This is a genomic window from Nisaea denitrificans DSM 18348 (assembly GCF_000426505.1).
Classification (GTDB): Bacteria; Pseudomonadota; Alphaproteobacteria; order Thalassobaculales; family Thalassobaculaceae; genus Nisaea; species Nisaea denitrificans.
The window spans coordinates 373,918-396,970 of record NZ_KE384531.1 but is presented as its reverse complement, the minus strand read 5'-3'; the positions used below and the strand labels follow the sequence as shown (position 1 = coordinate 396,970).

At 59.8% G+C, this 23,053-nt stretch carries 23 protein-coding genes; 14 read left to right on the top strand and 9 right to left on the bottom strand.

From position 1 onward, the window contains the following. Positions 1-30 precede the first annotated feature (30 nt). Both K328_RS0118840 and K328_RS0118835 read right to left on the bottom strand, forming a co-directional pair. Positions 31-1,173 carry an amidohydrolase family protein gene (locus K328_RS0118840; RefSeq protein ID WP_028467300.1) on the bottom strand — a complete coding sequence of 381 codons (1,143 nt, stop codon included), beginning with the start codon at positions 1,171-1,173 and terminating at the stop codon, positions 31-33. Between the two features lie 234 nt (positions 1,174-1,407). Next, the gene (locus K328_RS0118835) at positions 1,408-2,187 is read right to left on the bottom strand and encodes a MipA/OmpV family protein (RefSeq protein WP_169721237.1); all 780 of its coding nucleotides are present in this window, start codon (positions 2,185-2,187) and stop codon (positions 1,408-1,410) included. A 478-nt stretch (positions 2,188-2,665) separates the two neighbouring features. Between K328_RS0118835 and K328_RS0118830 the strand changes: the two genes are divergently transcribed. Then, the gene (locus K328_RS0118830; protein WP_028467298.1) at positions 2,666-3,391 is read left to right on the top strand and encodes a response regulator; all 726 of its coding nucleotides are present in this window, start codon (positions 2,666-2,668) and stop codon (positions 3,389-3,391) included. Positions 3,392-3,423: 32 nt separating this feature from the next. Continuing rightward, positions 3,424-4,764 (top strand): sensor histidine kinase, encoded by a 1,341-nt coding sequence (locus tag K328_RS24885; RefSeq protein WP_169721236.1) that lies wholly within the window; start codon positions 3,424-3,426, stop codon positions 4,762-4,764. Between the two features lie 197 nt (positions 4,765-4,961). Here the strand turns inward: K328_RS24885 and K328_RS0118820 are convergent, their stop codons facing one another. Next, a complete protein-coding gene (locus tag K328_RS0118820; RefSeq protein WP_028467297.1) occupies positions 4,962-6,122 on the bottom strand; it encodes a mandelate racemase/muconate lactonizing enzyme family protein in 1,161 nt (386 codons plus the stop codon). Positions 6,123-6,253: 131 nt separating this feature from the next. Then, entirely contained in the window at positions 6,254-6,547 is a 294-nt protein-coding gene (locus K328_RS0118815) for a DUF1330 domain-containing protein (RefSeq protein WP_028467296.1), read from the bottom strand. Positions 6,548-6,669: 122 nt separating this feature from the next. Between K328_RS0118815 and K328_RS26060 the strand changes: the two genes are divergently transcribed. After that, on the top strand, positions 6,670-7,278 hold the full coding sequence (locus tag K328_RS26060; RefSeq protein ID WP_051285148.1) for a TetR/AcrR family transcriptional regulator: 609 nt from the start codon (positions 6,670-6,672) through the stop codon (positions 7,276-7,278). 8 nt (positions 7,279-7,286) lie between these two features. Here K328_RS26060 and K328_RS0118805 read toward each other — a convergent pair whose 3' ends face one another. Next, positions 7,287-7,727: an Lrp/AsnC family transcriptional regulator gene (locus K328_RS0118805; protein WP_028467295.1), complete on the bottom strand. Its 441-nt coding sequence runs from the start codon at positions 7,725-7,727 to the stop codon at positions 7,287-7,289. A 148-nt stretch (positions 7,728-7,875) separates the two neighbouring features. On the opposite strand from K328_RS0118805, the gene rocF reads away from it, so the two are divergent. Together rocF and rocD are read left to right on the top strand one after the other, a co-directional pair. Further along, a complete protein-coding gene (gene rocF / locus K328_RS0118800; RefSeq protein ID WP_028467294.1) occupies positions 7,876-8,811 on the top strand; it encodes an arginase in 936 nt (311 codons plus the stop codon). Between the two features lie 39 nt (positions 8,812-8,850). After that, positions 8,851-10,059 (top strand): ornithine--oxo-acid transaminase, encoded by a 1,209-nt coding sequence (gene rocD / locus K328_RS0118795; protein ID WP_028467293.1) that lies wholly within the window; start codon positions 8,851-8,853, stop codon positions 10,057-10,059. On the opposite strand, the gene glk is transcribed toward rocD, so the two are convergent. Then, positions 10,056-11,015: a glucokinase gene (glk, locus tag K328_RS0118790; RefSeq protein ID WP_028467292.1), complete on the bottom strand. Its 960-nt coding sequence runs from the start codon at positions 11,013-11,015 to the stop codon at positions 10,056-10,058. The genes rocD and glk overlap by 4 nt on opposite strands. Positions 11,016-11,250: 235 nt before the next feature. Here glk and K328_RS0118785 point away from each other — a divergent pair, with 235 nt between their 5' ends. Further along, complete coding sequence (locus K328_RS0118785; protein WP_028467291.1) at positions 11,251-12,321, top strand: radical SAM protein; 1,071 nt, start codon at positions 11,251-11,253, stop codon at positions 12,319-12,321. On the opposite strand, the gene K328_RS0118780 is transcribed toward K328_RS0118785, so the two are convergent. Next, complete coding sequence (locus K328_RS0118780; protein WP_028467290.1) at positions 12,318-13,229, bottom strand: SMP-30/gluconolactonase/LRE family protein; 912 nt, start codon at positions 13,227-13,229, stop codon at positions 12,318-12,320. The two genes, K328_RS0118785 and K328_RS0118780, sit on opposite strands and share 4 nt — an antisense overlap. 94 nt (positions 13,230-13,323) lie before the next feature. Between K328_RS0118780 and K328_RS0118775 the strand changes: the two genes are divergently transcribed. The 7 genes from K328_RS0118775 to K328_RS0118745 all read left to right on the top strand — a co-directional run bounded on the left by K328_RS0118775 (position 13,324) and on the right by K328_RS0118745 (position 20,438). Then, a complete protein-coding gene (locus K328_RS0118775) occupies positions 13,324-14,385 on the top strand; it encodes an Ldh family oxidoreductase (RefSeq protein ID WP_028467289.1) in 1,062 nt (353 codons plus the stop codon). A gap of 205 nt (positions 14,386-14,590) precedes the next feature. Continuing rightward, positions 14,591-16,108: an ABC transporter substrate-binding protein gene (locus tag K328_RS0118770; protein ID WP_028467288.1), complete on the top strand. Its 1,518-nt coding sequence runs from the start codon at positions 14,591-14,593 to the stop codon at positions 16,106-16,108. A 99-nt stretch (positions 16,109-16,207) separates the two neighbouring features. Next, positions 16,208-17,125, top strand: coding sequence for an ABC transporter permease (locus K328_RS0118765; protein WP_028467287.1), 918 nt, complete (start codon positions 16,208-16,210; stop codon positions 17,123-17,125). Positions 17,126-17,129: 4 nt separating this feature from the next. Continuing rightward, positions 17,130-18,038 (top strand): ABC transporter permease, encoded by a 909-nt coding sequence (locus K328_RS0118760; protein ID WP_051285144.1) that lies wholly within the window; start codon positions 17,130-17,132, stop codon positions 18,036-18,038. 36 nt (positions 18,039-18,074) lie between these two features. Next, on the top strand, positions 18,075-19,079 hold the full coding sequence (locus K328_RS0118755; RefSeq protein WP_028467285.1) for an ABC transporter ATP-binding protein: 1,005 nt from the start codon (positions 18,075-18,077) through the stop codon (positions 19,077-19,079). Then, complete coding sequence (locus K328_RS0118750) at positions 19,076-20,044, top strand: ABC transporter ATP-binding protein (RefSeq protein WP_028467284.1); 969 nt, start codon at positions 19,076-19,078, stop codon at positions 20,042-20,044. Before K328_RS0118755 ends, K328_RS0118750 begins: the two co-directional genes overlap by 4 nt. Then, a complete protein-coding gene (locus K328_RS0118745) occupies positions 20,007-20,438 on the top strand; it encodes a DMT family transporter (protein WP_156901488.1) in 432 nt (143 codons plus the stop codon). The genes K328_RS0118750 and K328_RS0118745 overlap by 38 nt, the downstream gene beginning before the upstream one ends. 9 nt (positions 20,439-20,447) lie before the next feature. Here the strand turns inward: K328_RS0118745 and K328_RS0118740 are convergent, their stop codons facing one another. Together K328_RS0118740 and K328_RS0118735 are read right to left on the bottom strand one after the other, a co-directional pair. Next, the gene (locus K328_RS0118740) at positions 20,448-21,371 is read right to left on the bottom strand and encodes a DMT family transporter (RefSeq protein ID WP_226886806.1); all 924 of its coding nucleotides are present in this window, start codon (positions 21,369-21,371) and stop codon (positions 20,448-20,450) included. A gap of 110 nt (positions 21,372-21,481) precedes the next feature. After that, positions 21,482-22,168, bottom strand: a complete 687-nt coding sequence (locus K328_RS0118735) for a GntR family transcriptional regulator (RefSeq protein ID WP_028467281.1) — start codon at positions 22,166-22,168, stop codon at positions 21,482-21,484. A gap of 167 nt (positions 22,169-22,335) precedes the next feature. Between K328_RS0118735 and K328_RS24875 the strand changes: the two genes are divergently transcribed. Beyond that, positions 22,336-23,049 (top strand): Fe2+-dependent dioxygenase, encoded by a 714-nt coding sequence (locus tag K328_RS24875; RefSeq protein ID WP_051285142.1) that lies wholly within the window; start codon positions 22,336-22,338, stop codon positions 23,047-23,049. Positions 23,050-23,053 lie beyond the last annotated feature (4 nt).

Genomic DNA, 23,053 nt, shown 5'->3' with positions numbered 1-23,053 from the left:
CCGTCTGCAGTGCCGGGCGGGGCCAGTGAGTCAGGCGTTTAAGCCGAACAGCTTTGCTGCATTCCGGAACGCAATTTTTTCCTTGGCCTCGCGGGGCAGGTCCACTGCCCGAAACCAGTCGGTTCCTTGCTTCATGTCTGCGAACGGGTAGTCGGTTCCAAACATCACCCGATCCAGGCTGATGTACCTCAGCAAGAGATGAAGCAGTTCATCCTGGAAGAAGGCGCTGGTCGTGAACCAGAAATTGTCGTTGAGATATTGCCCGATAGGCTTCTTCAGCGAACTTTCGGTCGCATGGCCCATATCTCCCACGATGCGCTCGTAGAAAAACGGGAGACCCTCTCCCATGTGGCCCACAATCATCTGCAGTTTAGGGAATCTGTCGAACGCCCCGGTCATGATCATGCGAAGGCATTGAATAATGACTTCCTGGTGCCATCCATAGCCGGATCCGCTGAAAATGTAGTCCTGATACTCCTTGTTATATTCTGGCCGTGTAATGCGGTAGTAAATCTCGAAGACTTCCTCAGGCGGGAAGCCCGGATGCAGGTATATCGGCACGTCAAGAGCCTCGGCACGTTCCAGGACAGGCTCAAAATCGGGGTGGTCAAGGAATTTCTTGCCTATGAATCCATTGGTCATGGCTCCCACGAAGCCATCTTCCCGAACGGCGCGTTCCAGTTCGTCCGCTGATGCCTCCGGATCTTGCAGCGGCAATGTTGCATAGGCCTGGAACCGCCCCGGATAGGTAGCCATCGGGCCATCGGCAATCATCTTGTTGAGACGATACGCGAAATCGATGCCTTCCTGGCCGGGGACATTCTGCACGCCCGGCGTATGTGCGGAGAGGATTTGAACGTTGATTCCCGCGTCGTCCATTGCGCCGATGCGGCCCGGGCCGATTTCGTCGAGACCAGTTTCCTTGAGGTACTCTACGTGATCATCGTTAATCGCGTTCAGTGCTATCAGTTCGTCGGTGGTATATGTCTCTTCCGTTGCGATAAATCGCAGATCCTGGTCTCGCAACGCGATGACCGAAGGTTCTGCCGCGGCGGCGCGGGAGACAATGGCGGGTGCGGACAATCCGGTACCAAGACCAAGTGCAACCGCACCGCTTAGAAAGTTTCGGCGTCCCGTCACAAATTGTTTCAGGGGCTTTGCAATCGGCTTCATGTCAGTTTCCGTTCCGATGTTTGTGCTGTGCAGTTCGGGGGCAGCATTCGCCTCGCGAAGGCTTCGATTGGGGGCACAGAAGGTGGTGGCAGGGGGCACCACCTTCTGTTGTCGGTGCTGACACGAACGTTGTCGTCAGCACCCGTCGTTTGCTGCCCGTGATTGCGCAAAAGTTGTGCGTCGTTGCTGATGGGTGATGGATCAAAGGCGCAATTGTCGGCCCGGAATGATCCCTCAGAATTTGTAGGAGACGGTGACCCCGCCAAAGAGAACGGAATCGTCCTTGCTGATCGGGCTGTCCGCTGCGTCACCGATTAGCTGGGAGTATTCGACCATCGTCAGAATCTCCCAGTTCTCGCCGACGGGATATACGAAGCCGAGCTCCGCTCCGACGGATTTGAAGCCGGAACCCGCGTTGAACCGCGACAGGCCGGAGCGCGCCGACTGGGTCGAGTTGATGCCGAAGTAGCTGTCCATGTACTTGTCATCCGACCACGTGGTGGAGATGCCGGCCATGAAAGCCGGTCCGTCCGGGCCCTCGTCGCCTGAATCCGCCATGCGCGATCCGGAGCCGTCGCCCATCAGGGCGCTCACGGGGATCATGGTTTCGACACCGAAGGACGCTTCCAGTGAGTCGGTGCCTCCGAGATGTCGGGTCAGTTCGACGAACGGGGTCACGGGACCGATGTCATACTCAAGGCTCAAGTTCAGCGTTGGTGCGCCATCGACGTCACCCAGCCCCTTCAGGTCGGAACTGTCGCTTTCGTCGCGACCCCACTCATAATTGAAACTGACATTTACGGTGAAATTGTTGTCGTCGTAGACGACGGCGCCCAATCCATCTTCCGTCGAAAGATACACCGTGTCCTTCCAAGTAATGCCCGCGACCGGGAGGAACGTGGCCTCCATGTCATCGGAGCCCTCGTACTTGGATTCATATCCCACGCCGCCTCCGATCACGAACTCCCATTCGTCCTGGGCCGATGCAATCCCGGGGAGTGTAACAATCGCCATCAGCAGCCCCCCCGCGACGCCGTTGCGACAATCTATGTAGTTCATGTGCCAGCCCTTCATTCAGCTTTGCCATTGAAGACTCGATGCTGGGCAGGCTGGGGGCGACATTTCACACCCGTATGTCAGAAAGGCCGTTAAGTTGTAAAAAAGTGTGACAGCGAGTCTGCGCTTCGATCGCCCTGAGATAGGCGTTTTGGCAGCGCTTTCCGATCCACCGATATGTCCCCACTGGTGATCGAACGTGGTTCCTGCGGCGCGAGTTCCGTTACGATCGGGGCGGTGACCCACACTCCACGGCCGCGTTCTAGTGACGAATTGTCTGAATGATTAGTCCGGTTTGGGCGACTCTGAAAATAAGCCTGTCAACGAGGCGCCCTAGCATACTTTTATACATATTTCTGCTTCTTTGACGCGGAGAAATTGATTATCCGCATGTCCATAACTCGACGCATGGAAGTGATTGGAGATTCTGAACGCAATGCCGCCGAAGAATCCTCACATCTTGGTCGTCGACGACCATAGGAATATCCGGGAGCCCTTGGCGAAGTATCTCGGCGAGAACGGGTTTCGAGTTTCGATGGCCGCCAATGGCGCAGAAATGGATACCGTCGTTAAAGCCGCGTCGATTGACTTGATCGTTCTCGACATCTTGATGCCTGGCGAAGGCGGGTTGGAAATCTGCAGGCGTATACGGGAGACACGTGACATACCGGTCATTCTGCTGACAGCAGTTGCCAACGAGACCGACCGCATTGTCGGGCTGGAGATCGGCGCGGATGATTACCTGACCAAACCATTCAATCCCCGTGAGCTCTTGGCACGGATCAAAGGCGTGCTGCGACGCGTACACAGCTTGCCTAAGCAGTATTCGGGAATTGAAGCGGGCCAGATTGGTTTCGGGGCCTGGGTCCTGGACCTGGGCCGGCAGGCCCTCAGGAAGGAGAGTGACGGCCAGGAAACGGCGCTTAGTACGGTAGAGTTCAGGCTCTTAATGACCTTTCTCGACCATCCGAAGATGGTTCTCTCCCGCGATCAGTTGCTCGATATGGTCAGTAGTCGCGCCGCCAATGTGTTCGACCGGTCCATCGATAATCAGGTCAGCAGGCTTCGCAAGAAGATCGAAGTGGACCCAAAAAATCCTGAAATCGTCAAAACAGTATGGGGTGGTGGTTACATGTTCGCCTTGGACGTAGCCCGCCGATGAGACAGCTTCACAGAACGATTGCAGGCCAATTGATGATTCTTATCATCGGGGCTGTCCTACTGTCTCAAGCCATCATCCTCGTCGTCTTCTATGTCAAGACGGATGAAGGTATTCAAGAACAACAGGTCAGAATGGTCATCGAGGAAGTCGCTACTGCTTATGAGATTGGGCGTACGACATCGGGTGCCGAACGCGAGAAACTCTTACGGGCGACAAGCGATCCAGATATTCAATTCCATGTAGGCGAAGTGCCACTTACTCAGAACAAATTCGATCTTCCGGATGACAGTGTTGCACGCGTGCCTAAGATTCTATCTGGAAGGCCTATATTCGCCACTGATAATACGGTGTCGTCCTTGAGCATATGGGAGTTCTGGTTCGCGGAGAGGATCGAGGACTGCCTTATTGCCGAGAAGCAGTCCAATCAAGGAGGCACCTGTCCGATTGATTACGTTTCGATACAGTTGAATGAGAAGGAATGGCTCAACGCCAGAGTTTTGTCGCCGGTAGATGAATTGGTGATTCTTCTACCGGTAATTCTGTCCGCTGGCCTTACGCTCGTTGGGATCTTGTTAATCGTTGCGATCATCGTCAAACGCATCACGGCGCCGTTGCGGAAATTGTCTTTGGCCGCCGAACGGTTTGGTCAAGGTGAGGCGGTCGGATATGTTGAGGTGGAAGGGCCTGACGAACTCAAATCCACGATAATCACGTTCAATACCATGCAAGAAAGTATTAGCCGATTTGTCGAAGACCGAACGAAAATGCTGGCGGCCGTCAGCCACGATCTGCGGACACCCATCACTTCCCTACGATTGAGAGCGGAATTCATCAAGGATCAAGAGCTAAAGTCCGAGATGGTCCAGACGCTTCAGGACATGGGCTCGATGGTCGAAGATTGCCTGGTTTTTGCTAAACGCGAAGTCCAGGAAGAGAAAAGTGAAACTATCGATCTGGTCGAGACCCTTTCGAATCTCGTCAGAGAGTTCCCGGGGGTAGCTTTCTCGACAAATCTGCGGGCCCGCAGATACCTCTGCCGACCAGTCGCATTGCGACGTGCAATTCGAAATGTGCTCGAAAACGCCGTCAACTATGGAAGTAAAGCCCATGTAAGCGTCGATTCAGAAGAGGATGGCGTTTCGATTGAGATCGTCGACGAGGGGCCTGGTGTACCGGATGAGATGCTCGACGATATCTTCGAGCCATTCTTCCGGGTCAACGAAGACAGAAACACCGAGACCGGGAATGTGGGCCTCGGACTCTCAATAGCACGCACAATCGTCCATAAGCACGGCGGGACAATACGAGCCACCAACGTGCTCAACGGTTTGAAAATGAGGGTCTGGCTGCCAAGCCAGGTGAATAGCCCTTAGCAGTGAATAGGCCTTAGCTCCGCAAATACCTTCTTTCGTAATTTCGAGGCAAGGAGGCGACATTGCCGCCTGATTCGGGCCATGGATTAGTAGAGCCTGCTTTCTCTTGAAGCGGATATGATCGAGGCCTGTTGCGACCGCTGACGTCGGTGCTGCTCCATCAAACTCACGCTTTAAGCGACCGCTTTGGGTCGCAATTAGCTAACAGAAAAATGCTTCACAAAATCCGGGTCCGGCTCGATACCGAGCCCCGGCCCGCCCGGCAGACCGACGCTGCCGCCGCTTTCCTTCACCTGCTCGCCGACCCGGAGCGGTTCGACCAGCAACTCTTCCCGGAACCGGTTCGGCGTGGTGTCGTATTCCAGCATCGGCTGAACCGGGTGCGCGCCGCCCGGCAGGTCCGGCAACGCGGCCAGGAGGTGCATGTTGGTGGCGACGGCCACCGCCGAGCCCCAGACATGGTTCACGATCGGCATGAAATGGGCCTCCGCCAAGGCCCTGACCTTCAGATATTCGGTGATGCCGCCAAGCCCGCAGACTTCCGGCTGCAGAACGTCGACGCAGCGGTTATGGATCAGATCGCGGAAGCCCCAGCGGGTGAACTCCCCCTCGCCTCCGGCAATCGGCATATCGAGGGCGAGGCAGAGATCGCGATAGCCCTGCCTGTCCTCCGGCGCGACCGGCTCCTCGAACCAGGCAACGCCGAGCCGCTCCAGTTCGCGCCCGAGCGGTATCGCTTCCCGTGCCGTATAGGCATGGTTCGCATCCACCATCAGACCAATATCGGGGCCAATAGCACCGCGGACAGTCTCGACCAACGCGATGTCCTCTTTCACGCCGCGCCCGACCTTCATCTTCATCGCCTTGTAGCCGGCTGCGCTGATCGCCGCGCTCTCGACAGCGAAGCGCTCCTTCAGGTCAGGCACCCTCTGCAACATCATGCCGTAGCCATAGACCTGGATACGGTCCCGAAAGGCACCGCCGAGCAACCGGTAGACCGGCACCCCGTGGATCTTGCCGGCCAGATCCCAGAGTGCGATATCGACACCGGAGAGAGACTGGATCGGCATGCCCTTCTGGCCGTGATCTCGCAGAAGGTTATAGACCTTGTGCCAGATCACCTCACGCTCAAGCGGATCCATGCCGAGCACCATCGGCTGGATCACGCGCTCAACGATGGCCTTGTTTGCAAAGGCGATATCGCCGCCGCCGAAACACTCGCCCCAGCCAACCAGCCCCTCGTCGGTCGTGATCTCCACCAGATGGGTGGTGCGCTTCAGGTAATATTGCTGGGAATAGCCGAGCTCTTCATCGAGATCGTACTGGAGCACATGGCTCCGGATGCCTGTGATCTTCATACCCGGCAGCCCCGCATTGTTGCCAACACGGGAAGCCTAGATCATCCGGGATCACCCGGGCCATGGCCTTTTCACGGAACGATCCGACTCTCGGCGCGAGGCGCCAGTGCCGGGCCGCCTCATGCGACGGATCAGGACGGAACGTCGTACGCGGTAATCGTCATGTCCGCCGCTTCCTCGCGCAGCGGAATGATCGCCTGATAGGCGTCCGAAGCGTACCAGGCTTTCAGGTCCTGCATGCTCGGGAAGGAGGCTATGCCCGTCGCCTGATGATTGGCATTACCGCCGGTAAGAACTTCCCCGACCTTGCCGCGCATCACCATTTCACCGCCAAACGGCTTGAAGGTTTCCGCGGCTTGCTTTGAGTAGTCCTGCATCTTGGCCGGGTCCTTGACTGCAACCACAGCCACAAAAAACGCCGTCATGAATATCTCCTCATTCCCTGAACGCTCGACAGAACTTGCCGGGCACGTTATGTACAGAAGTGGATAAAACACGCGCCCATCATTTTGTCCACTTCTGTACAAAAATATTTTCGTGAGTAATTTTGGCCCGACCGAGCAAATTTGACCGAGACGATGCCGTCGATACGGCCATGGAAATCTTCTGGCGTGAGGGCTATGAGGCCTGCTCCGTCAAGGCGCTTTCCGAGCGTCTCGGGATTACCCGGTCAAGCTTCTACAACGCGTTCGGTAGCCGCGAGGATCTGTTCCGCGAGGCTCTTGCCCGCTATGGCGAGCAATCGCCCGACAGCGCGTTCGCAAGCGAGCCGTCCGCCGCCGGTAGTGTCAGGCGGCTGATCACGAACACGTTCCGCACCGCCTGTAGCGCCCGCGCTGCCGACCCCGACGCCAAGGGCTGTTTTGCGGTGAAAAGCGTGGCTGAACTCTGCAATCGGGACGAGGCGCTCGGCCCGATGCTTGATGAGATCGTCCAGGCCAATGTCGCACGGCTGGAACGCCTGCTCGAATTCGGCAAGGCAACCGGCGAGCTTCCTTCAACCCTCGACAGCCACGCCACCGCACTCGCGCTCAAGACAGTGCTGGTCGGCCTCAATGTCGTCTGCAAGGTGATCCGCGAGGAGGAGGAACTCTGGCTCTCCGCCCGCACCGCCCTCAAGGCTCTCGACCTGCTTGAGGAAGATACCGCGGTGTGATGTGAACGTTACCCGCGGGCGGCCCGGGCACTGCGCCGGGTTGCCAGAAGCAGGTTCGTCTCCGAACTGGCGATGCCTTCGATCAGCCGGATGCGGCGTAGCACATCGTCAAAATCCGTCAGGGTCTCGGCACCGATCTCGGCGATCAAATCCCACTTGCCGTTCGTGCTGTGCACCGCGCCGACCTCGCCAATGCCGGTGAGCTGGCGCACCACGTTCTCTGTCCCGCGTCCCTCGATCTCGATCAACATGATGCCGCGCACGGGCATTTCCGTCGCGTCCCCGCGCAGCACCACCGTATAGCCGAGCACATGGCCGTCACGCTCCAGCCGCTCCAGCCGGCTGCGCACCGTGGCACGCGAGACCCCGACCGTGCCTGCAAGCTCGGAAATACCCGCACGGCCATTCCGGCGCAGCGCGGCGATCAGTTTCTCGTCAACAGCATCCATTTTCAGATCGTCACATTTAAGTTATCATTTTGATCATATCATGGATCAAATTGCGCAAATTGCCATCTATTTTGCGCCAGAGACTTGCCCGCATACTAAACACAGTTCGTGCCGGGCAAATGAACCGTGCACATTCATGGAGCCAAAAATGACTGATCGTCGTTCCTGTGTTCTTGTTGGCGCCCCCGTTCAGATCGGGGCGGGCCAACCGGGTTGCCTCATGGGGCCAGACGCTTTCCGAACCGCCGGGCTCGGCCGGGCGTTGGAAAGTCTTGGGCATAGCGTTGAGGATCTCGGGAACTGCGCTGCGGCCGCGCTTGCGCCGCGCGGCCATCCGAACAAGGCGATCAAGAATCTGACGGAAACCGCCGGCTGGGTGGAAACGCTCACCGAAGCCGCCTATCAGGCCAAGCAAAACGGGCGCACGCCGATCTTCCTCGGCGGCGACCATGCGCTGGCAGCCGGTACGCTTCCAGGCATTGCCAAAGCCGCCAAGGAAGAAGGGCGCGAACTCTTCGTACTCTGGCTCGACGCCCATACCGACTACCACGACCTCGACAGCACTGAGAGTGGCAACCTGCATGGCGTGCCGGTCGCCTATTTCACCGGCCGGGACGGCTTCGACAGCTATTTCCCTCCATTGGAAGTGCCCGTGAAGCCCGAGAACATCACCATGATGGGCATCCGCTCCGTCGATCCGGCGGAACATCGCGAATTGCTGGACCAGCCGATCGAAGTGATCGACATGCGTGCCATCGACGAGCATGGCGTCAACACACTGCTCAAGGATTTCCTGGCGCGGGTCGAAGCGGCGGACGGCATCATTCATGTCAGCCTCGACGTCGATTTCCTCGACCCTGAAATCGCGCCGGCCGTCGGCACCACCGTTCCCGGCGGTGCGACTTTCAGGGAGGCGCATCTGATCATGGAGAAGCTGAACGATTGCGGGCGCGTCGGCTCCCTTGATCTGGTCGAACTGAACCCGTTTCTCGACGAGCGCGGCAAGACCGCGCGCCTCATGGTCGACCTGGCCGCGAGCCTGTTCGGCCGCAAGGTCATGGACCGGCCGACACGTTCATTCTGAGCCTAGGCCTTTCTGATACCCCGAACCACGGAGACAATCATGGCAAACGCCGCAGACTTCATCGCCACCGAACAGCGCCTGGGCGCACACAACTACAAGCCGCTGGACGTTGTGTTGTCACGCGGTGAAGGCGTGCATGTCTGGGACGTGGACGGCAAACAGTATCTCGACTGCCTGTCTGCCTATTCGGCTGTCAATCAGGGTCATTGCCACCCGAAGATCTTCGAGGCGATGGTCGAGCAGGCGAAACGCATCACCCTGACCTCCCGCGCCTTCCACAATGACCAGCTCGCCGGTTTCTACGAGGACATCGCCCGGCTGACCGGCTCCCACAAGGTGCTGCCGATGAATTCCGGCGCAGAAGCGGTGGAATCCGCCATCAAGGCAGTCCGGAAATGGGGCTACGAGCAGAAGGGCGTCGAGGAGAACCAGGCCGAAATCATCGTCTTCTCCAACAATTTCCATGGCCGCACCATCGGTGTCGTCGGCTTCTCCACCGACCCGGTCGCGCGCGGCGGCTTTGGACCTTTCGCGCCAGGCTTCCGGGTGGTCAAGTTCGGTGACATCACGGCGTTCGAGCAGGCCATCACGCCGAACACAGTGGCCGTGCTGATCGAACCGATCCAGGGCGAGGCCGGCGTGATTATTCCGCCCACAGGCTACCTGAAGCGGATGCGGGCGCTCTGCACCGAGCACAACATCACGCTGATTCTGGACGAGATCCAGTCCGGCCTCGGCCGCACCGGCAAGATGCTGGCGGAAGAGCACGAGGAGATCGAGGCGGACGTGACACTGGTCGGCAAGGCGCTGTCCGGCGGCTTCTATCCGGTCTCTGCCGTACTTTCGAACACCGAAGTGCTCGGCGTGCTGCAGCCGGGCCAGCATGGCTCCACCTTTGGCGGCAACCCGCTGGCCTGCGCCATCGCCCGGGCCGCGCTCGACGTGCTGGTGAGCGAGGGCATGATCGAGAATTCCGCCGAGCAAGGCTCTTATTTCAAGGCCGGCCTGGAAGACATACGCTCCAACGCGGTCAAGGAAATCCGCGGACGCGGCCTGATGCTGGCCGTTGAGCTACAACCGGAAGCGGGCGGCGCCAAAAAATACTGCGAGGCCCTGAAGGATCGCGGCATTCTGGCCAAAGACACGCACGAACATTCGATCCGCATCGCCCCGCCGCTGGTCATCACCCGCGATCAGGTCGACTGGGCGCTGGAGCGTTTCCAGGACGTGCTGACCAACCTTCACTAAGCGGCGTACGCACCACGCGCCAGCATCCGGAGTCCGAACAGACCTGGCTCCGGATGCCTGATGCGATAGACAGGAATGGCGGCGAGATAGTCCGCCATCCGACCGTCCCCGACGAAATGCGCCCGAAACAGATCCTCCCGGAAATCGGCGCCTATATGTCCCAGAACGCCGCCGTTCAGATAGACACCGCCGCGTGCCCCAACCGTGAGAGCAGCGTTAGCGGCAACAGCGCCGAGGAAGGATGAAAACCGGTCCAGCGCCTCCCGCGCAACCGGGCAGTCCGTGTCCTCCGCCAGCCTTGCCGTGACGTCCTCACCACATACCACCCGCATCCCGGCACCGTTCTTTTCCGCGATGGCATTGAACAAAGCCGCAAGCCCCGCTCCGGAGAGCACTGATTCCGCCGAGACGGGACCGTTGCGGCGGAGCATCCGGTGAAGCTCGGCTTCCGCCTCGTCCCGGCAGGGCAAATCGACATGACCACCCTCGCCATCAAGGATGGTCCAGCCTCGCTCCGCAGGAACCGCCGCACCGACTCCAAGCCCGGTGCCCGGACCGAGCACGAGTTTTGGTGCTCCATCGTTGCTCTCACCGGCCTGAACTGTCTGTAGACCCTCACCCGAGAAGTAAGGCAACGCCGCCGCGACGGCGGAAAAATCATTCATCAGCCGGAAACGGCCCCAGCCGTAGCGCTCCGCAACGGCGCGGCGGGAAAAGCTCCAGGGACAGTTGGTCAACCGACACCGGTCGCCGGATACGGGGCCTGCCACGGCCAGAAGGGCGGAGACCGGTCGGGCCGTAGCAGGCAAGCCGTCAAGATACTGATCGAGAACGGATTCCAGTCCCGGATGATCCGCTGTCCTGAATCGGGCTTCGGCTTCGATGGATGTGCCGTTTGTCAGAGCAAGGCGCAAGTTCGTCCCGCCGAGATCGCCGATCAATATCCTTGCCGTCATGCACTACCGGTCGCGCGCGGCGCGAGCCGTCCCTTTGAATTTCACACTCACGGGGTACCGGAAGCCGACATTCTGTGCAACCGGGACGCAGTAACGGCTCCCGGCCCGACGGTCGGCCGGGCAGAGCTGCAGGCTTTGACATTGCCGGGGATTGCAGGCTCCTGACGGAGGCGTGATTTCACAGGACGGGCCGGAACAGGCATATGCATAACCTTGGTGAACGTGGGAAATACCAATGGAAAGTATCTATTACGTCCTCTCCTGGGCCTGTCATCGGCGGTGCAAGCATTGCTACGAAGACAAGTTCCGCCCCTATGTCCGTGACGAGCTGAAAGCGGTCGTCGGCGCGGCGCAGGAGAATTTCCCGCGGATCATCGCCAACCTTCCTGAACGCCTGACCTACCTCGACCTCGAGCAACCGGACGACAATGCGCCCGGCGGCTATGTCGAGCGAAACAGCCGGATCATCGTCTCCGGCGGCGAAGTCCTGATCGACCCCGTACGGGAGACCATCCTCTACCCCGCGCTGGAAATGATCCGCGACAAATACAAGGAGCAGGGCGGCGTCAGGCTGGTGGTGCAGACCACTGGCGACCTGCTCACCGAGCAGATCATCGACGAGCTGCTGGAGCGCGGCATCTACATGATCTCGGTCGCCGGGATGGATGATTTCCATGTCGGCATGGAGGGCGAGAAGCGGGTTCCGCTACAGGAGCGGCTAACCCAGTGGTTCAAGGCCGCCGGTATGCGTGATTTCGTGCACGAGCCGTCCGAACGAGCCTGGGACGATGACGGGCCGGCCTTTTCCTTCTTCGGCGCGACCGAGGATGCCTGGATCGGCAAGATCTGGCCGCGCGGCCGGGCCTGGAAGAACGGGCTTTCGAAAGCCACGATCAGCGACAATTTCTGCAATGTCTGGTCCGGCGGCCTGAACTTCCTGAACCGGCGCTATTCCGGCTCCGAGGTCTCCATCGACCCGAACGGCGATGTCTTTCCCTGCTGTCTGAAGACCAAGGCGCCGCTTGGCAACCTGACGGAAGAGCCGCTGGAAGACATCATCGATAGCCTGGTCGGCCATCCCGCCTTCGAGGCGATCTCGATGGGCCATCCGGAACGCATGGGCATCGCCCACGGCTGGGATGTCGAAACCTTCCTGAAAAAATCCGAGACGATCACCGTGAAAGGTGAGCCTTACCGCAATCTTTGCATCGGCTGTGACCGGTTCCATACTGAAGTCCTGGCCGGCGTGCTGGAGACGGCAAGGCACCAGCGTCTCTCCGCCAGGAGCCAGGACGCGGCCGACTAGCGCGGACCGCTCGTCGCCAGCAGGACCGTGTAGACGCTTTTTGTCGCGGTGATGAAAAGCCGGTTCCGCTTCGGCCCTCCGAAGCAGAGGTTCGAGACGACTTCCGGAACAAGTATCTTGCCGATCAAGTCGCCGTCCGGCGTGTAGCAATGCACCCCGTCCGCCGCACTGGTCCAGATCCTGCCCTTGTTGTCGAAGCGGAACCCGTCGAAGACGCCGGCCTCGCATTCGGCAAAGACCGCGCCGCCCCGGAGCCGGTTATCGTCGGTGACGTCAAACACACGAATATGCTTCGGCGCGCCCGGATAGCGCGTCGCTCCGCTGTCCGCGATGTAGAGCTTCGTCTCGTCGAGCGAGAAAGCGAGACCGTTTGGGCAGGTAAAATCGTCTGTCACCTGAGTAATCGCGCCCGTTGCACCGTCGATCCGGTAGACGTGCTGCCCGCCGATCTCTTCGTCGCCTTCGAAACCCTCATAGTCGGATTCAATGCCGTAGGCCGGATCCGTGAACCAGATCGATCCGTCCGATCTCACAACCACATCGTTCGGACTGTTGAAGCGTTTCCCTTCGAACCGGTCGGCAAGCGTCTCGATAGAGCCATCGTGGTTCATGCGCGTGACACTCCGGCTGCCGTGCTCGCAACAGATCACCCGGCCCTCGCGATCAAGGGTGCTGCCGTTCACATTGGCGCCCTCGTTGATGCGGAACTCGCCGACCGCGCCGCTGCATTCGTCCCAGCGCAGGCGGCGGTCGTTCGGGATATCACTCCAGATGAGCGACTTGTAGGCCGGGACATAGACCGGCCCCTCGGTCCATTTACCGCCGGTCCAGATCTGCTCGACGGTCTCGATCGCCTTGACGCATCGGCGGAAACGATCGTCACGGATCTCGTAATCGCTCGCACTCATTGTTGTTTTCTCCCCGCATGAAACCCCGGTCTTCCCATTGTCTTCACAAATCGGCAGGCTCGCTATGACAAAAGAAAATGCATTGGGGGGAACAATGGAACACCGTTACGACGCAAACGCGCTCACGGCCTTCGCCACAGGTCTGTTCGAAGCCGCGGGTCTCGATCGAGACAAGGCAGGTACAATCGCCCCCCTGCTCGTCGAAGCCGATCTTATGGGCCATACGACCCACGGCCTTCAGCTCTGCGCCCCTTATCTGAAAGCGCTTGAGGACGGCACCATGCGCAAGGAAGGCGGCCCGGAAGTGCTGAGCGACCGGGGCGCCGTGGCGACCTGGGACGGCCGCCGCCTGCCCGGCGTCTGGCTCACTGCCCGGGCGGTGGATCAGGCAGTCGAACGGGCGAAACTTTACGGCACCGCGGGCATCGCAATCCGGCGCAGCCACCACATCGCCTGTCTCGCGGTCTTCCTTGAGCGGGCGACGCGGGAAGGCTGCATGGTGCAGATCACCTCTTCCGATCCGGCCGTTGCCAGCGTCGCTCCCTATGGCGGAACCGAGCCTCTCTTTACACCGGACCCAATTGCGGTCGGCATCCCCACCGGCGGCGATCCGATCCTGATCGACACCAGCGCCTCGATCACCACGAACGGGCTGACCGGCCGGCTGCACAGCGAGGGAAAGAAGCTGCCCGGCAAATGGGTTCAGGATGCGGGCGGCACGGCAACTGACAACCCGGGCGTCCTCTTCACCGATCCGCCGGGCACGATCCTGCCAATCGGGGGCCAGGAATACGGGCATAAGGGATATGGCCTTGCCCTGATGATCGAGGCACTGACGCAGGGGCTCGCCGGGCATGGCCGCGCGGACCCCGCTGATGGCTGGGGTGCCGGCGTCCATATACAGGTCTCCGATCCAACCGCCTTCTGCGGTAAAGACGCCTTCAACCGGCAGATCGACCATATCGTCGCGAAGTGCCTCTCCAACAAGCCCGCCACTCCCCGAACCCCGGTGCGCCTGCCCGGACAGAACGCGATCCGGAAACGCCGCGACGGCCTGGAGAATGGCGTGCCGCTTTATTCCGGCATCATGGAGGCGCTGCAGCCATGGGCCGAGAAATACGGGATTCCTGCGCCATCAAACCTCGCCCGCGCCTAAAGCGGGTCAAATTCAAGATCGCGCAACCAAGCATGCTGTAAACCATATTAATTTTGCGTAAATAGCCTTCCTAATTCTTGCAATGACAATTTTTGCCTGCAATGCTGTTCGTCCCCAATCGGTCCGGACAGTCAGTCCGACGGCTGCGCGGCCCGCCCAACTTTCGCTCGCAGTCCAGAAACCGGCCTAACGAACAGGAGTGGACATGAAGAAATTTCTTGCTGCGTCAGCGTTGGCTTCGCTGGCGCTTGTCTCTGCTATTCCAGCGGCTCTCGCTGGCAAGGCAGACGACACACTGAACATCGTGTGGGAACGCGAACTGGAGAATGTTGACAGCTACTTCAACACCGCCCGTGAAGGCATCATCGTTACCCGCCTGACTTGGGACGGTTTGCTGTACCGCGATCCGAAGACGATGGATTACGTGCCGCTGATCGCCAAATCCTTCAAGTGGGTAGATGATACCACGCTCGAGTTCGAGCTGCGCGAAGGTCTCACCTTCCACAATGGCGAGGAACTCGACGCCGACGACGTGGTCTTCACGTATAACTGGGTCGCGAACCCGGATAGCGGCGTGAAGACCCAGCGCAATGTGAACTGGATCAAGGAAGCCAAGAAACTGGACAAGTACAAAGTCCAGGTGATGCTGAAAGAACCGTTCCCGGCCGCTCTTGAGTTTGTTTCCGGATCTGTCCCGATCTATCCGCAGGACTACTATTCTAAAGTCGGTCCGGACGGCATGGGCCAGAAACCCGTCGGCTCCGGCCCTTACAAGATCACCGAAGTGGAACCCGGCAAGAAGATCGTCTGGGAAAAATTCGATGGCTACATGAAGGACGGGCCGAAAGGCACGCCGACCATCGGCAAGATCGTCCAGCGCACGATCCCGGAACGCAACACCCAGATCGCAGAGCTTCTGTCTGGCCGGGCCGACTGGATGTGGCGGGTACCCGCCGACCAGGCCGACCGTCTGAAATCCTCCGGCAAAGTGCAGATCATCAACGAGGAAACCTTCCGCATCGGTTACATCACCATGGATGCGGCGGGTATCACAGGCGACACACCGCTGAAGAACCCGCTGGTTCGCAAGGCGATTTCCTATGCCATAGATCGGAACGCCATCGTCCAGGCTCTGGTCCGCGGCAAGTCGCAGGTGGTTAATTCCGCATGCTTCCCCAGCCAGTTCGGTTGCGAGAGCGATGTGACAAAGTACCCGTATGATCCGGCCAAGGCGAAAGCCCTGCTGGCGGAAGCCGGATACCCGGATGGCTTCGCCATCGATTTCTATGCCTACCGGAACCGGGACTATGCCGAAGCGATGCTTAACTTCTTGAGCGAGGTCGGGATCAAGGCCAACTTCAGCTATCTGAAGTACGCCGCCCTGCGTGACAAGATTCGGTCCAAGGAAGTCCCGATGGCCTTCATGACCTGGGGATCCTACTCGATCAACGATGTATCGGCGATCACCAGCCATTTCTTCACGCACGGCAAGGACGACCTTGCCCTCGACCCGAAAGTGAAGGAGCTGCTGCAGAAGGGCGACACCACGGTGGATTCGGCAGTCCGCAAACAGGCCTACAGCGAAGCGCTCAAACTGATCGCCGAGCAGGCCTACTGGTTGCCGCTGTGGTCCTACAACACGAACTACGCCTTCTCGAACGACGTCGATTTCACGCCGACATCTGACGAGATTCCACGGTTCTTCACGGCATCCTGGAAATAACCAGATCATCTTTTCGCCCCCGCTCCGGCCTGAACGCCGGGGCGGGGGTCCTTAATTATAATCCGAGCTGGTAAAAACCGGCCTTACGGGATTTGAGGCATGCTGGTCTACACCCTGAAACGACTGTTTCTGGCTTTGCTCGTCGCCATGACGGTGTCAGCTATTACGTTCTCGTTGACCTATCTTGCGGGCGATCCGGCCATTTCCATGGCCGGCGAAACGGCCAGCGACGCTGACATCGAGTACATCGAGAAGCTTTACGGCTTCGACCGTCCGATTGTGGTGCAGTATTTCGAATGGGCACTCAACGCGTTCCGCGGCGATTTCGGAGAGAGTTACTACTTCAGGATCCCAGTTGCCGACTTGTTGCTGGAGCGCCTGCCCGTCTCCATGACCCTCGGTGTCTCGGCCATCAGTTTTGCGATCCTGTTGTCGATCCCTCTCGGAGTGCTGGCCGCCATGCGCCCGAACAGCCTGCTTGATCGCCTTGCCCTCGGCATTTCCGTCGTTGGGCAGGCCATGCCGAGCTTCTGGTTCGCGTTGGTGCTGATCGTCATGTTCGCCGTCTGGTACCCGATCTTTCCGACCACCGGGTCCGAGACCTGGGTGCACTTCGTCCTGCCGACCATTGTCCTCGGTTACTATGCGACACCGGCCATCATGCGACTGACCAGGACCGGTATGCTTGAGGTACTGGGCTCTGATTATATACGCACGGCCCGGGCCAAGGGACTGCCACAACACGTCATCCTCTTCAAACACGCTCTGCGCAACGCCGTGATCCCCGTCGTATCGCTGGCCGCCGTCCAGTTCGGCTTCATGTTGGGCGGCTCAATTGTGATCGAGAGTATCTTCGCGTTGCATGGTGCCGGCTACCTCGCCTGGGAATCGATCGGACGGAACGACCTGCCGGTTGTGCAGGCCGTGGTTCTGGTTTTTTCACTTTTCTATATCGTCCTGACATTCCTTTCGGATCTGCTGAACGCTTGGCTCGATCCGCGTATCCGGGTGGGCTGAGAGCATGACCACAACTATCGCCAATCGTGGCCTGCCCGCTGCGGAAGACATCGTCGGACCGACACCGGGCCAACAGCTGAGACGTCGTATATTCGGTCACCGGGGCCTGATGATCGGCGGCGGCATACTCGTCATCATGTTTCTGATGGCACTCACGGCGCCGTTTCTGGCGCCTCACGATCCCTATTTCCAGGAACTGCTGGCCCGTGTGAAGCCGCCTGTGTGGACGACGGGCGAGTGGAAACACGTGCTCGGCACCGACCAGCTTGGCAGGGACTACCTCTCCCGCATCATGTATGGCGCCCAGATATCCCTGCTGATCGGTTTCGCAGCCGCCTTCATTTCGGGCGTCATCGGCACAACACTGGGTGTGGCCGCAGGCTATTTCGGCGGTCGCGTCGACATGGTGGTGACTTTCCTTATCACTGTGCGCCTCTCCATGCCTGTGGTGCTCGTCGCACTCGCGGTCGTCGCTCTGATCGGTGGATCTCTTACGGTCGTGATCAGCGTGCTTGGGTTGCTGCTCTGGGATCGCTATGCCGTGGTCATGCGGTCGGCAACCATGCAAATCCGGCAAATGGACTATGTCGCAGCGGCCAAGGCTGTCGGCTGTTCAACGCCGCGCATCCTGCTGACTGAAATCATGCCGAATATCATGAACAATCTGATCGTGGTCGCAACCCTTGAGATGGCACATGCGATCCTGCTCGAAGCGGCGCTGTCGTTCCTCGGAATGGGCGTGCAGCCACCACTGCCCTCATGGGGGCTGATGGTGTCAGAAGGCAAGGACTACATCCTCTTCGAAGCCTGGATGATCACAATACCGGGTGTCGCCCTCTTCCTGCTGGTGCTCGCGATCAACCTCGTCGGCGACGGCATCCGTGACGTTACTGCACCGGAGAACAGAAACTGATGCAAGCCCCCCTCAATTCCGAAATTGGAGCGAAGCGTGTCAGCGGTTCTTGAAGTCAGCGGCCTCACAGTCGACATCCCGGTCCCCTCGGGTGACCTGCACGCAGTGCGCGGCATCGATTTCTCTGTCGATAAGGGGGAAACGCTCTGCATTGTTGGCGAATCCGGCTGCGGCAAATCCCTTACGTCCCTGTCCATCATGGGGCTGCTCCCGAAACGGGCCAAGGTCAGTGCGGACAGAATGCATTTCGTCGGCACCGATCTCCTTGGCATGAAGGAACGGGAATTGGCGGCCATTCGCGGTAACCGGATGGCGATGATCTTCCAGGAGCCGATGACCTCGCTGAACCCGGCCTACACAATCGGCAACCAGTTGATGGAACCGCTGATACGGCACAAGAATGCGAGCGACAAAGAGGCTCGGGACCGTGCCATCTACCTGCTCGAGCGGGTCGGCATCACAGCGGCAGCCAGCCGCCTCTCACAATACCCGCATCAGCTTTCCGGCGGTTTGCGTCAGCGCGTGATGATCGCCATGGCGCTGATGTGCGACCCGGAGCTGATCATCGCGGACGAGCCGACCACGGCGCTCGACGTCACCATCCAGGCGCAGATCCTGCACCTGCTGGCGGAGCTCCGGAAGGAGTTCAACTCGGCCCTGATCCTGATCACCCACGATCTCGGCGTAGTTGCCCGCGTCGCGGACAAGGTGGCCGTGATGTATGCCGGCAAGATCGTCGAGGCCGGTACGGTCGACGAAATCTTCAATCAGCCGCTGCATCCCTATACCCAGGGTCTGATCAACTGCATCCCGGTGCCCGGCAAGACCGCGCGCGGCTCCCGCCTCGGTTCCATCCCCGGCATCGTCCCGACCCTGATCGGCGACATTAAGGGATGCAGCTTCCGCAACCGCTGCGCCTTCGCGCATGGCGAATGCGACACGAAAGACCCCTTCCATACGCTGAGCCCGGGGCGCGGTTACCGCTGCACCCTCGATGTGCCCGCGTGTGAAGCCAATGCGAAGGAGCTGGTATCCGCATGACCGGACAGACCCCGCCCCCCGTCCTCGAAATGCGGGACGTGACGAAGACCTACATGATCCGCCGCGGCATCTTCAGCCCGAAGCAGCCGCTGCGGGCAGTGAATGGTGTTTCCCTGAAAATCGACAGAGGCGACGTCCTGGGCCTGGTCGGGGAATCCGGTTGTGGCAAATCCACTCTTGCCAAGATCCTGCTCGGTCTCGAGATGCCGACCGACGGGGAAATCATGATCGACGGCAAACCGGTCGATCGAGACGGCGACCGGAAAGCGATCGCCCGCCGCATCCAGCCGATCTTCCAGGATCCTTATTCGTCTCTCAACCCGCGCAAGACCATTGGCTCCATCGTTTCCCTGCCATTGCGCGTCCACAAGGTCGGCGATCCGCTGACATGGCGGAAATCGGTCGAGGACATCCTCGACATCGTCGGCCTGCCGCGCCGGGTCTATGACAGTTATCCGAACCAGCTTTCCGGCGGTCAGCGTCAGCGTGTCGCCATTGCCCGTGCACTCATCATGAAGCCCGAAATCGTCATCTGCGACGAGCCGACCTCGGCGCTCGACGTCTCGGTGCAGTCCCAGATCCTGAATCTGCTGATGGATCTGCGCGAAGAGCTGAACCTCACCTACGTACTGATCAGCCACAACCTCGCCGTGGTGGAGCATATCGCCACCAAGGTGGCGGTTATGTATCTCGGCCGGATCGTCGAGGAGACAGGCACAGAGGCCCTGTTCGACAAGGCGCGTCACCCCTACACGAAGGCGCTGCTCAGTTCCGTCCTGACGCCGGAGCCCGGTCTCGGCGTGCCTGACAGCGGTCTCGGCATCGCCTTCCCGAACCCGATCAATCCCCCCAGCGGCTGCACCTTCCACCCGCGCTGCGCCAAGGCGTTCGGCCCTTGCTCGGTAGACAAGCCGCCGGTCATTATGGATGCCGACGGCCGCGTGGAATGCCATCTCTACGCCTGAGGATCAGAGACACGCCCATTCCTTACCGGGCCCTGACACTGGCGGGATCGATGGAGGCCGATGGCCCGAGACACCTGCGGGGATACCCTCGGCTCTCTCTTCCATCGTGCTGCTTCCCGCCGCGCTGCTCGCAGCCACCCCGCTCGATGCCGCGCCCGAATACATGCCTGCCATGGCCGGTTTCGGTCTTGTCTTCGCGGTCGCCTCGATCACGTTGATGGCCGGCGCACGGCTGCTTCCGTCCGCCGAGACCCCACTGCTCAGCGCTCTGGAGACACCCGTGGCGCCGCTGTTGGCATTTCTGTTTCTGGCCGAAGTGCCCCCGACGGCGACCTTTATCGGTGGCGGCGTGATCCTGTCGGCCATCCTCTGGTCCCAATGGCCCCGAAGATAACGCCGGACGTCAGGTCCCGGCGCGCTTGCGCCGGGCGACCGCTTCGCGATGCGCAATGTAGGAAATGCTGCCGACGATAATCGCCGCCCCGATCCAGGTGAAAATCTCCGGCACCTCACCGAAAATCGCGAAGCCGATCAGGGCGGACCAGACCAGCTGCACGAACTTGATGGGCTGGATCGCCGACATCTCCGCAACCTTGAAGCCTTGCGTCATCAACAAATGCCCAAACGTCGCCAAACCTGCCGTGACAAAAACCAGTGCGAGTTCTTCGACAGTCGGTGCGCGCCAGACATAAAGGGCAGGAATGAAGGTGAAAATGGTCACGAAAACCGAAAGGTAGGCAACCACTGCGGCGCCCGTCTCCGTCACCGTCAGTTTCTTGGCGACGATATCGGCGCAGGCAAAGATTGGCGCCGCGAGCAGCATGGCGATTGCGCCAGGATCGACCACCTCGAAACCCGGCCGGATGATGACAAGAGCGCCGAACAACCCGATCACGATGGCAACGATGCGGCGCAAGCGGATGACCTCGCCGAGGAACAGGGCGGCCAGCAGCGTGGTATAGACCGGCGCCGTGAAGCCCATGGCCGTCACTTCCGCCAGTGGCATGCGCGACATGGCATAGAACCAGAGTAAAACGCCGGAGCCATGCAGGATGCCGCGCAAGGCATGCATCGGCAGCTTGGCTCCCCGCAGATCCGACGGCCGCAGCTTCAAAAAGAACGGCGCCATGAAGAGCAGCGCGAAGGCATAGCGCAGAAACCCGGTCTGGATCGGATCCAGCGTGGCGCCGACATAGCGCACGATTGCCATGAAACAAGAGAAGACCAGCCCCGAGAGGGCGATCCAGATCATGCCCTGAACATTGGGCGGAATGGCGTTAAAGCGGGATCTCAGATCCCTGAAGACGATCAAAGGCATATTGGCCATTTGGAAATAATCACGGACCTATAATTACCATTACTCCTGCAAAGGGAAATGACAAAGGCCACTTCGCGGCACCGCTATCGGTGGATACCGGCACGAGACTCATCCAAACGTTATGCCTCTTCCTGGGCCGACAATAAATGCAGACGGGCCTTCTGGGCTCCCCGAATATGTTCCCGCATCAGACGCTCGGCACTTTCCGGGTCTTTATCCGCAATTGCCTGAACGATTGCCGCATGTTCGGCTTTCGCCGCATCGGATCGGCCCTGCACACGCATCGTGGTCGGCCCCAGCAACGCCATCGCGTCCTGCAGGACATTCAGTGTCTTGAGCAGGTATCTGTTGTGAGCGGCATGATAGAGGCTGGTGTGAAAGCGGCGGTTATGTCCGGCCACTGCCGCGGGAGGGCCTTCACCGGCGGGATCGATCGAGACGATTTCCTGAAGGATCGACACTTCCGCTTCCGAAGCACGATGGGCGGCGAGACCGGCGGCGGTGCCTTCCAGTACCTCACGCATGAAATAGAGTTCCATCACGGCCTGATGGTCGAGTTGAGAAATCACCATCCCGCGATAGGGAGCAAAACTCAGCAAGCCATCCGCCTCCAGACGGCGAAAAGCCTCGCGCACCGGCGTGCGGCTGACATCAAGGCGTGCTGCCATCTCGCTTTCCCGGACCCTTTCGCCCGGCTTGAGCTCGCCAGACCGAATCGCGTCCTTCAGCTTCAGATAGGCGGTCTCTCCCCGCGGCTCACCTGCCGGCGCCGCATCGCCATCCTTTGCCATCCGCTTGCGCGTCATTGCCGCCCCCTCCTACGCCGACTTGCAGGCGCTCTTGATATTACGCAACGATACTGGAACGTTCGCCTCGCGCCCACCCCAATGGACCAGACACTGACTTGTCTCTGGCCCGGCGCGACGGCCTCGGCTACGGTGCGCGTCATCTTGCCTGGAGGGAACCCAACACGATGCCTTACGTCTATCCGATCCCCAACCTGCTTCCGCCCGAACTAGTCACCGAAATCCGGAACCGGCTGGAAGCCGAACCGGATAACTGGGTTGACGGCGCACAGACCGCGGGCCGCGAAGCCTCCAAGAAAAACAATCAGGAGCTTGCAGCGGACAGCGCGCTGCGCGTGCAGGTCTCGGACGCGATCACGACGGTGCTGCGCGATTATCAGAGGCGCGAATCCCTGCTCTTCACCTTCCTTGCCGCCCCCGCAAAGATCGGCACCTTCCTGGTCTCCAGCACGGAGACCGGCGGCGGATACGGCGATCACATGGACAACAACGTGATGAGCAAGGGAACATCGGAGGAACTTCGCTCCGATCTCTCCATGACGATTTTCCTATCCGACCCGGAAAGCTATCAGGGCGGTGAGCTGGTGATCGACAGCGACATGACCTTCGCCCCGAGCTTCAAGATGCCGGCGGGCGGCGCGGTGCTCTATGCCACCAATTCCATACACCGGGTCAACCCGGTGACGGCGGGTAAGCGCGTCGTTGCCGTGACCTGGATACAGAGCGAGATCGCCGACCCCTTCATGCGCCAGATGAACGCCGACCTGCTGCAATGTCTGAATGCTGTGTCGCAGAATGCCGAGCAGATACCGCAGCTGGCGAACTTCCTGACACTGAAGCTGGAAAAAGTCCGGGGCAACCTGCAGAAGCGGCAACGCTGAGGGA

What these genes read in the sequence shown, in the direction of transcription:
- K328_RS24875 (WP_051285142.1), top strand. Translation starts at nt 22,336, where the DNA reads ATGCCTTACGTCTATCCGATCCCCAACCTGCTTCCGCCCGAACTAGTC.
- rocF (WP_028467294.1), top strand. Translation starts at nt 7,876, where the DNA reads ATGACTGATCGTCGTTCCTGTGTTCTTGTTGGCGCCCCCGTTCAGATC.
- K328_RS0118815 (WP_028467296.1), bottom strand. Translation starts at nt 6,547, where the DNA reads ATGACGGCGTTTTTTGTGGCTGTGGTTGCAGTCAAGGACCCGGCCAAG.
- K328_RS0118805 (WP_028467295.1), bottom strand. Translation starts at nt 7,727, where the DNA reads ATGGATGCTGTTGACGAGAAACTGATCGCCGCGCTGCGCCGGAATGGC.
- K328_RS0118760 (WP_051285144.1), top strand. Translation starts at nt 17,130, where the DNA reads ATGACCACAACTATCGCCAATCGTGGCCTGCCCGCTGCGGAAGACATC.
- glk (WP_028467292.1), bottom strand. Translation starts at nt 11,015, where the DNA reads ATGACGGCAAGGATATTGATCGGCGATCTCGGCGGGACGAACTTGCGC.
- K328_RS24885 (WP_169721236.1), top strand. Translation starts at nt 3,424, where the DNA reads ATGATTCTTATCATCGGGGCTGTCCTACTGTCTCAAGCCATCATCCTC.
- K328_RS0118830 (WP_028467298.1), top strand. Translation starts at nt 2,666, where the DNA reads ATGCCGCCGAAGAATCCTCACATCTTGGTCGTCGACGACCATAGGAAT.
- K328_RS0118775 (WP_028467289.1), top strand. Translation starts at nt 13,324, where the DNA reads ATGGAACACCGTTACGACGCAAACGCGCTCACGGCCTTCGCCACAGGT.
- rocD (WP_028467293.1), top strand. Translation starts at nt 8,851, where the DNA reads ATGGCAAACGCCGCAGACTTCATCGCCACCGAACAGCGCCTGGGCGCA.
- K328_RS0118745 (WP_156901488.1), top strand. Translation starts at nt 20,007, where the DNA reads ATGCCGACGGCCGCGTGGAATGCCATCTCTACGCCTGAGGATCAGAGA.
- K328_RS0118785 (WP_028467291.1), top strand. Translation starts at nt 11,251, where the DNA reads ATGGAAAGTATCTATTACGTCCTCTCCTGGGCCTGTCATCGGCGGTGC.
- K328_RS0118765 (WP_028467287.1), top strand. Translation starts at nt 16,208, where the DNA reads ATGCTGGTCTACACCCTGAAACGACTGTTTCTGGCTTTGCTCGTCGCC.
- K328_RS0118750 (WP_028467284.1), top strand. Translation starts at nt 19,076, where the DNA reads ATGACCGGACAGACCCCGCCCCCCGTCCTCGAAATGCGGGACGTGACG.
- K328_RS0118740 (WP_226886806.1), bottom strand. Translation starts at nt 21,371, where the DNA reads ATGGCCAATATGCCTTTGATCGTCTTCAGGGATCTGAGATCCCGCTTT.
- K328_RS0118780 (WP_028467290.1), bottom strand. Translation starts at nt 13,229, where the DNA reads ATGAGTGCGAGCGATTACGAGATCCGTGACGATCGTTTCCGCCGATGC.
- K328_RS0118770 (WP_028467288.1), top strand. Translation starts at nt 14,591, where the DNA reads ATGAAGAAATTTCTTGCTGCGTCAGCGTTGGCTTCGCTGGCGCTTGTC.
- K328_RS0118835 (WP_169721237.1), bottom strand. Translation starts at nt 2,187, where the DNA reads ATGGCGATTGTTACACTCCCCGGGATTGCATCGGCCCAGGACGAATGG.
- K328_RS0118820 (WP_028467297.1), bottom strand. Translation starts at nt 6,122, where the DNA reads ATGAAGATCACAGGCATCCGGAGCCATGTGCTCCAGTACGATCTCGAT.
- K328_RS0118840 (WP_028467300.1), bottom strand. Translation starts at nt 1,173, where the DNA reads ATGAAGCCGATTGCAAAGCCCCTGAAACAATTTGTGACGGGACGCCGA.
- K328_RS0118735 (WP_028467281.1), bottom strand. Translation starts at nt 22,168, where the DNA reads ATGACGCGCAAGCGGATGGCAAAGGATGGCGATGCGGCGCCGGCAGGT.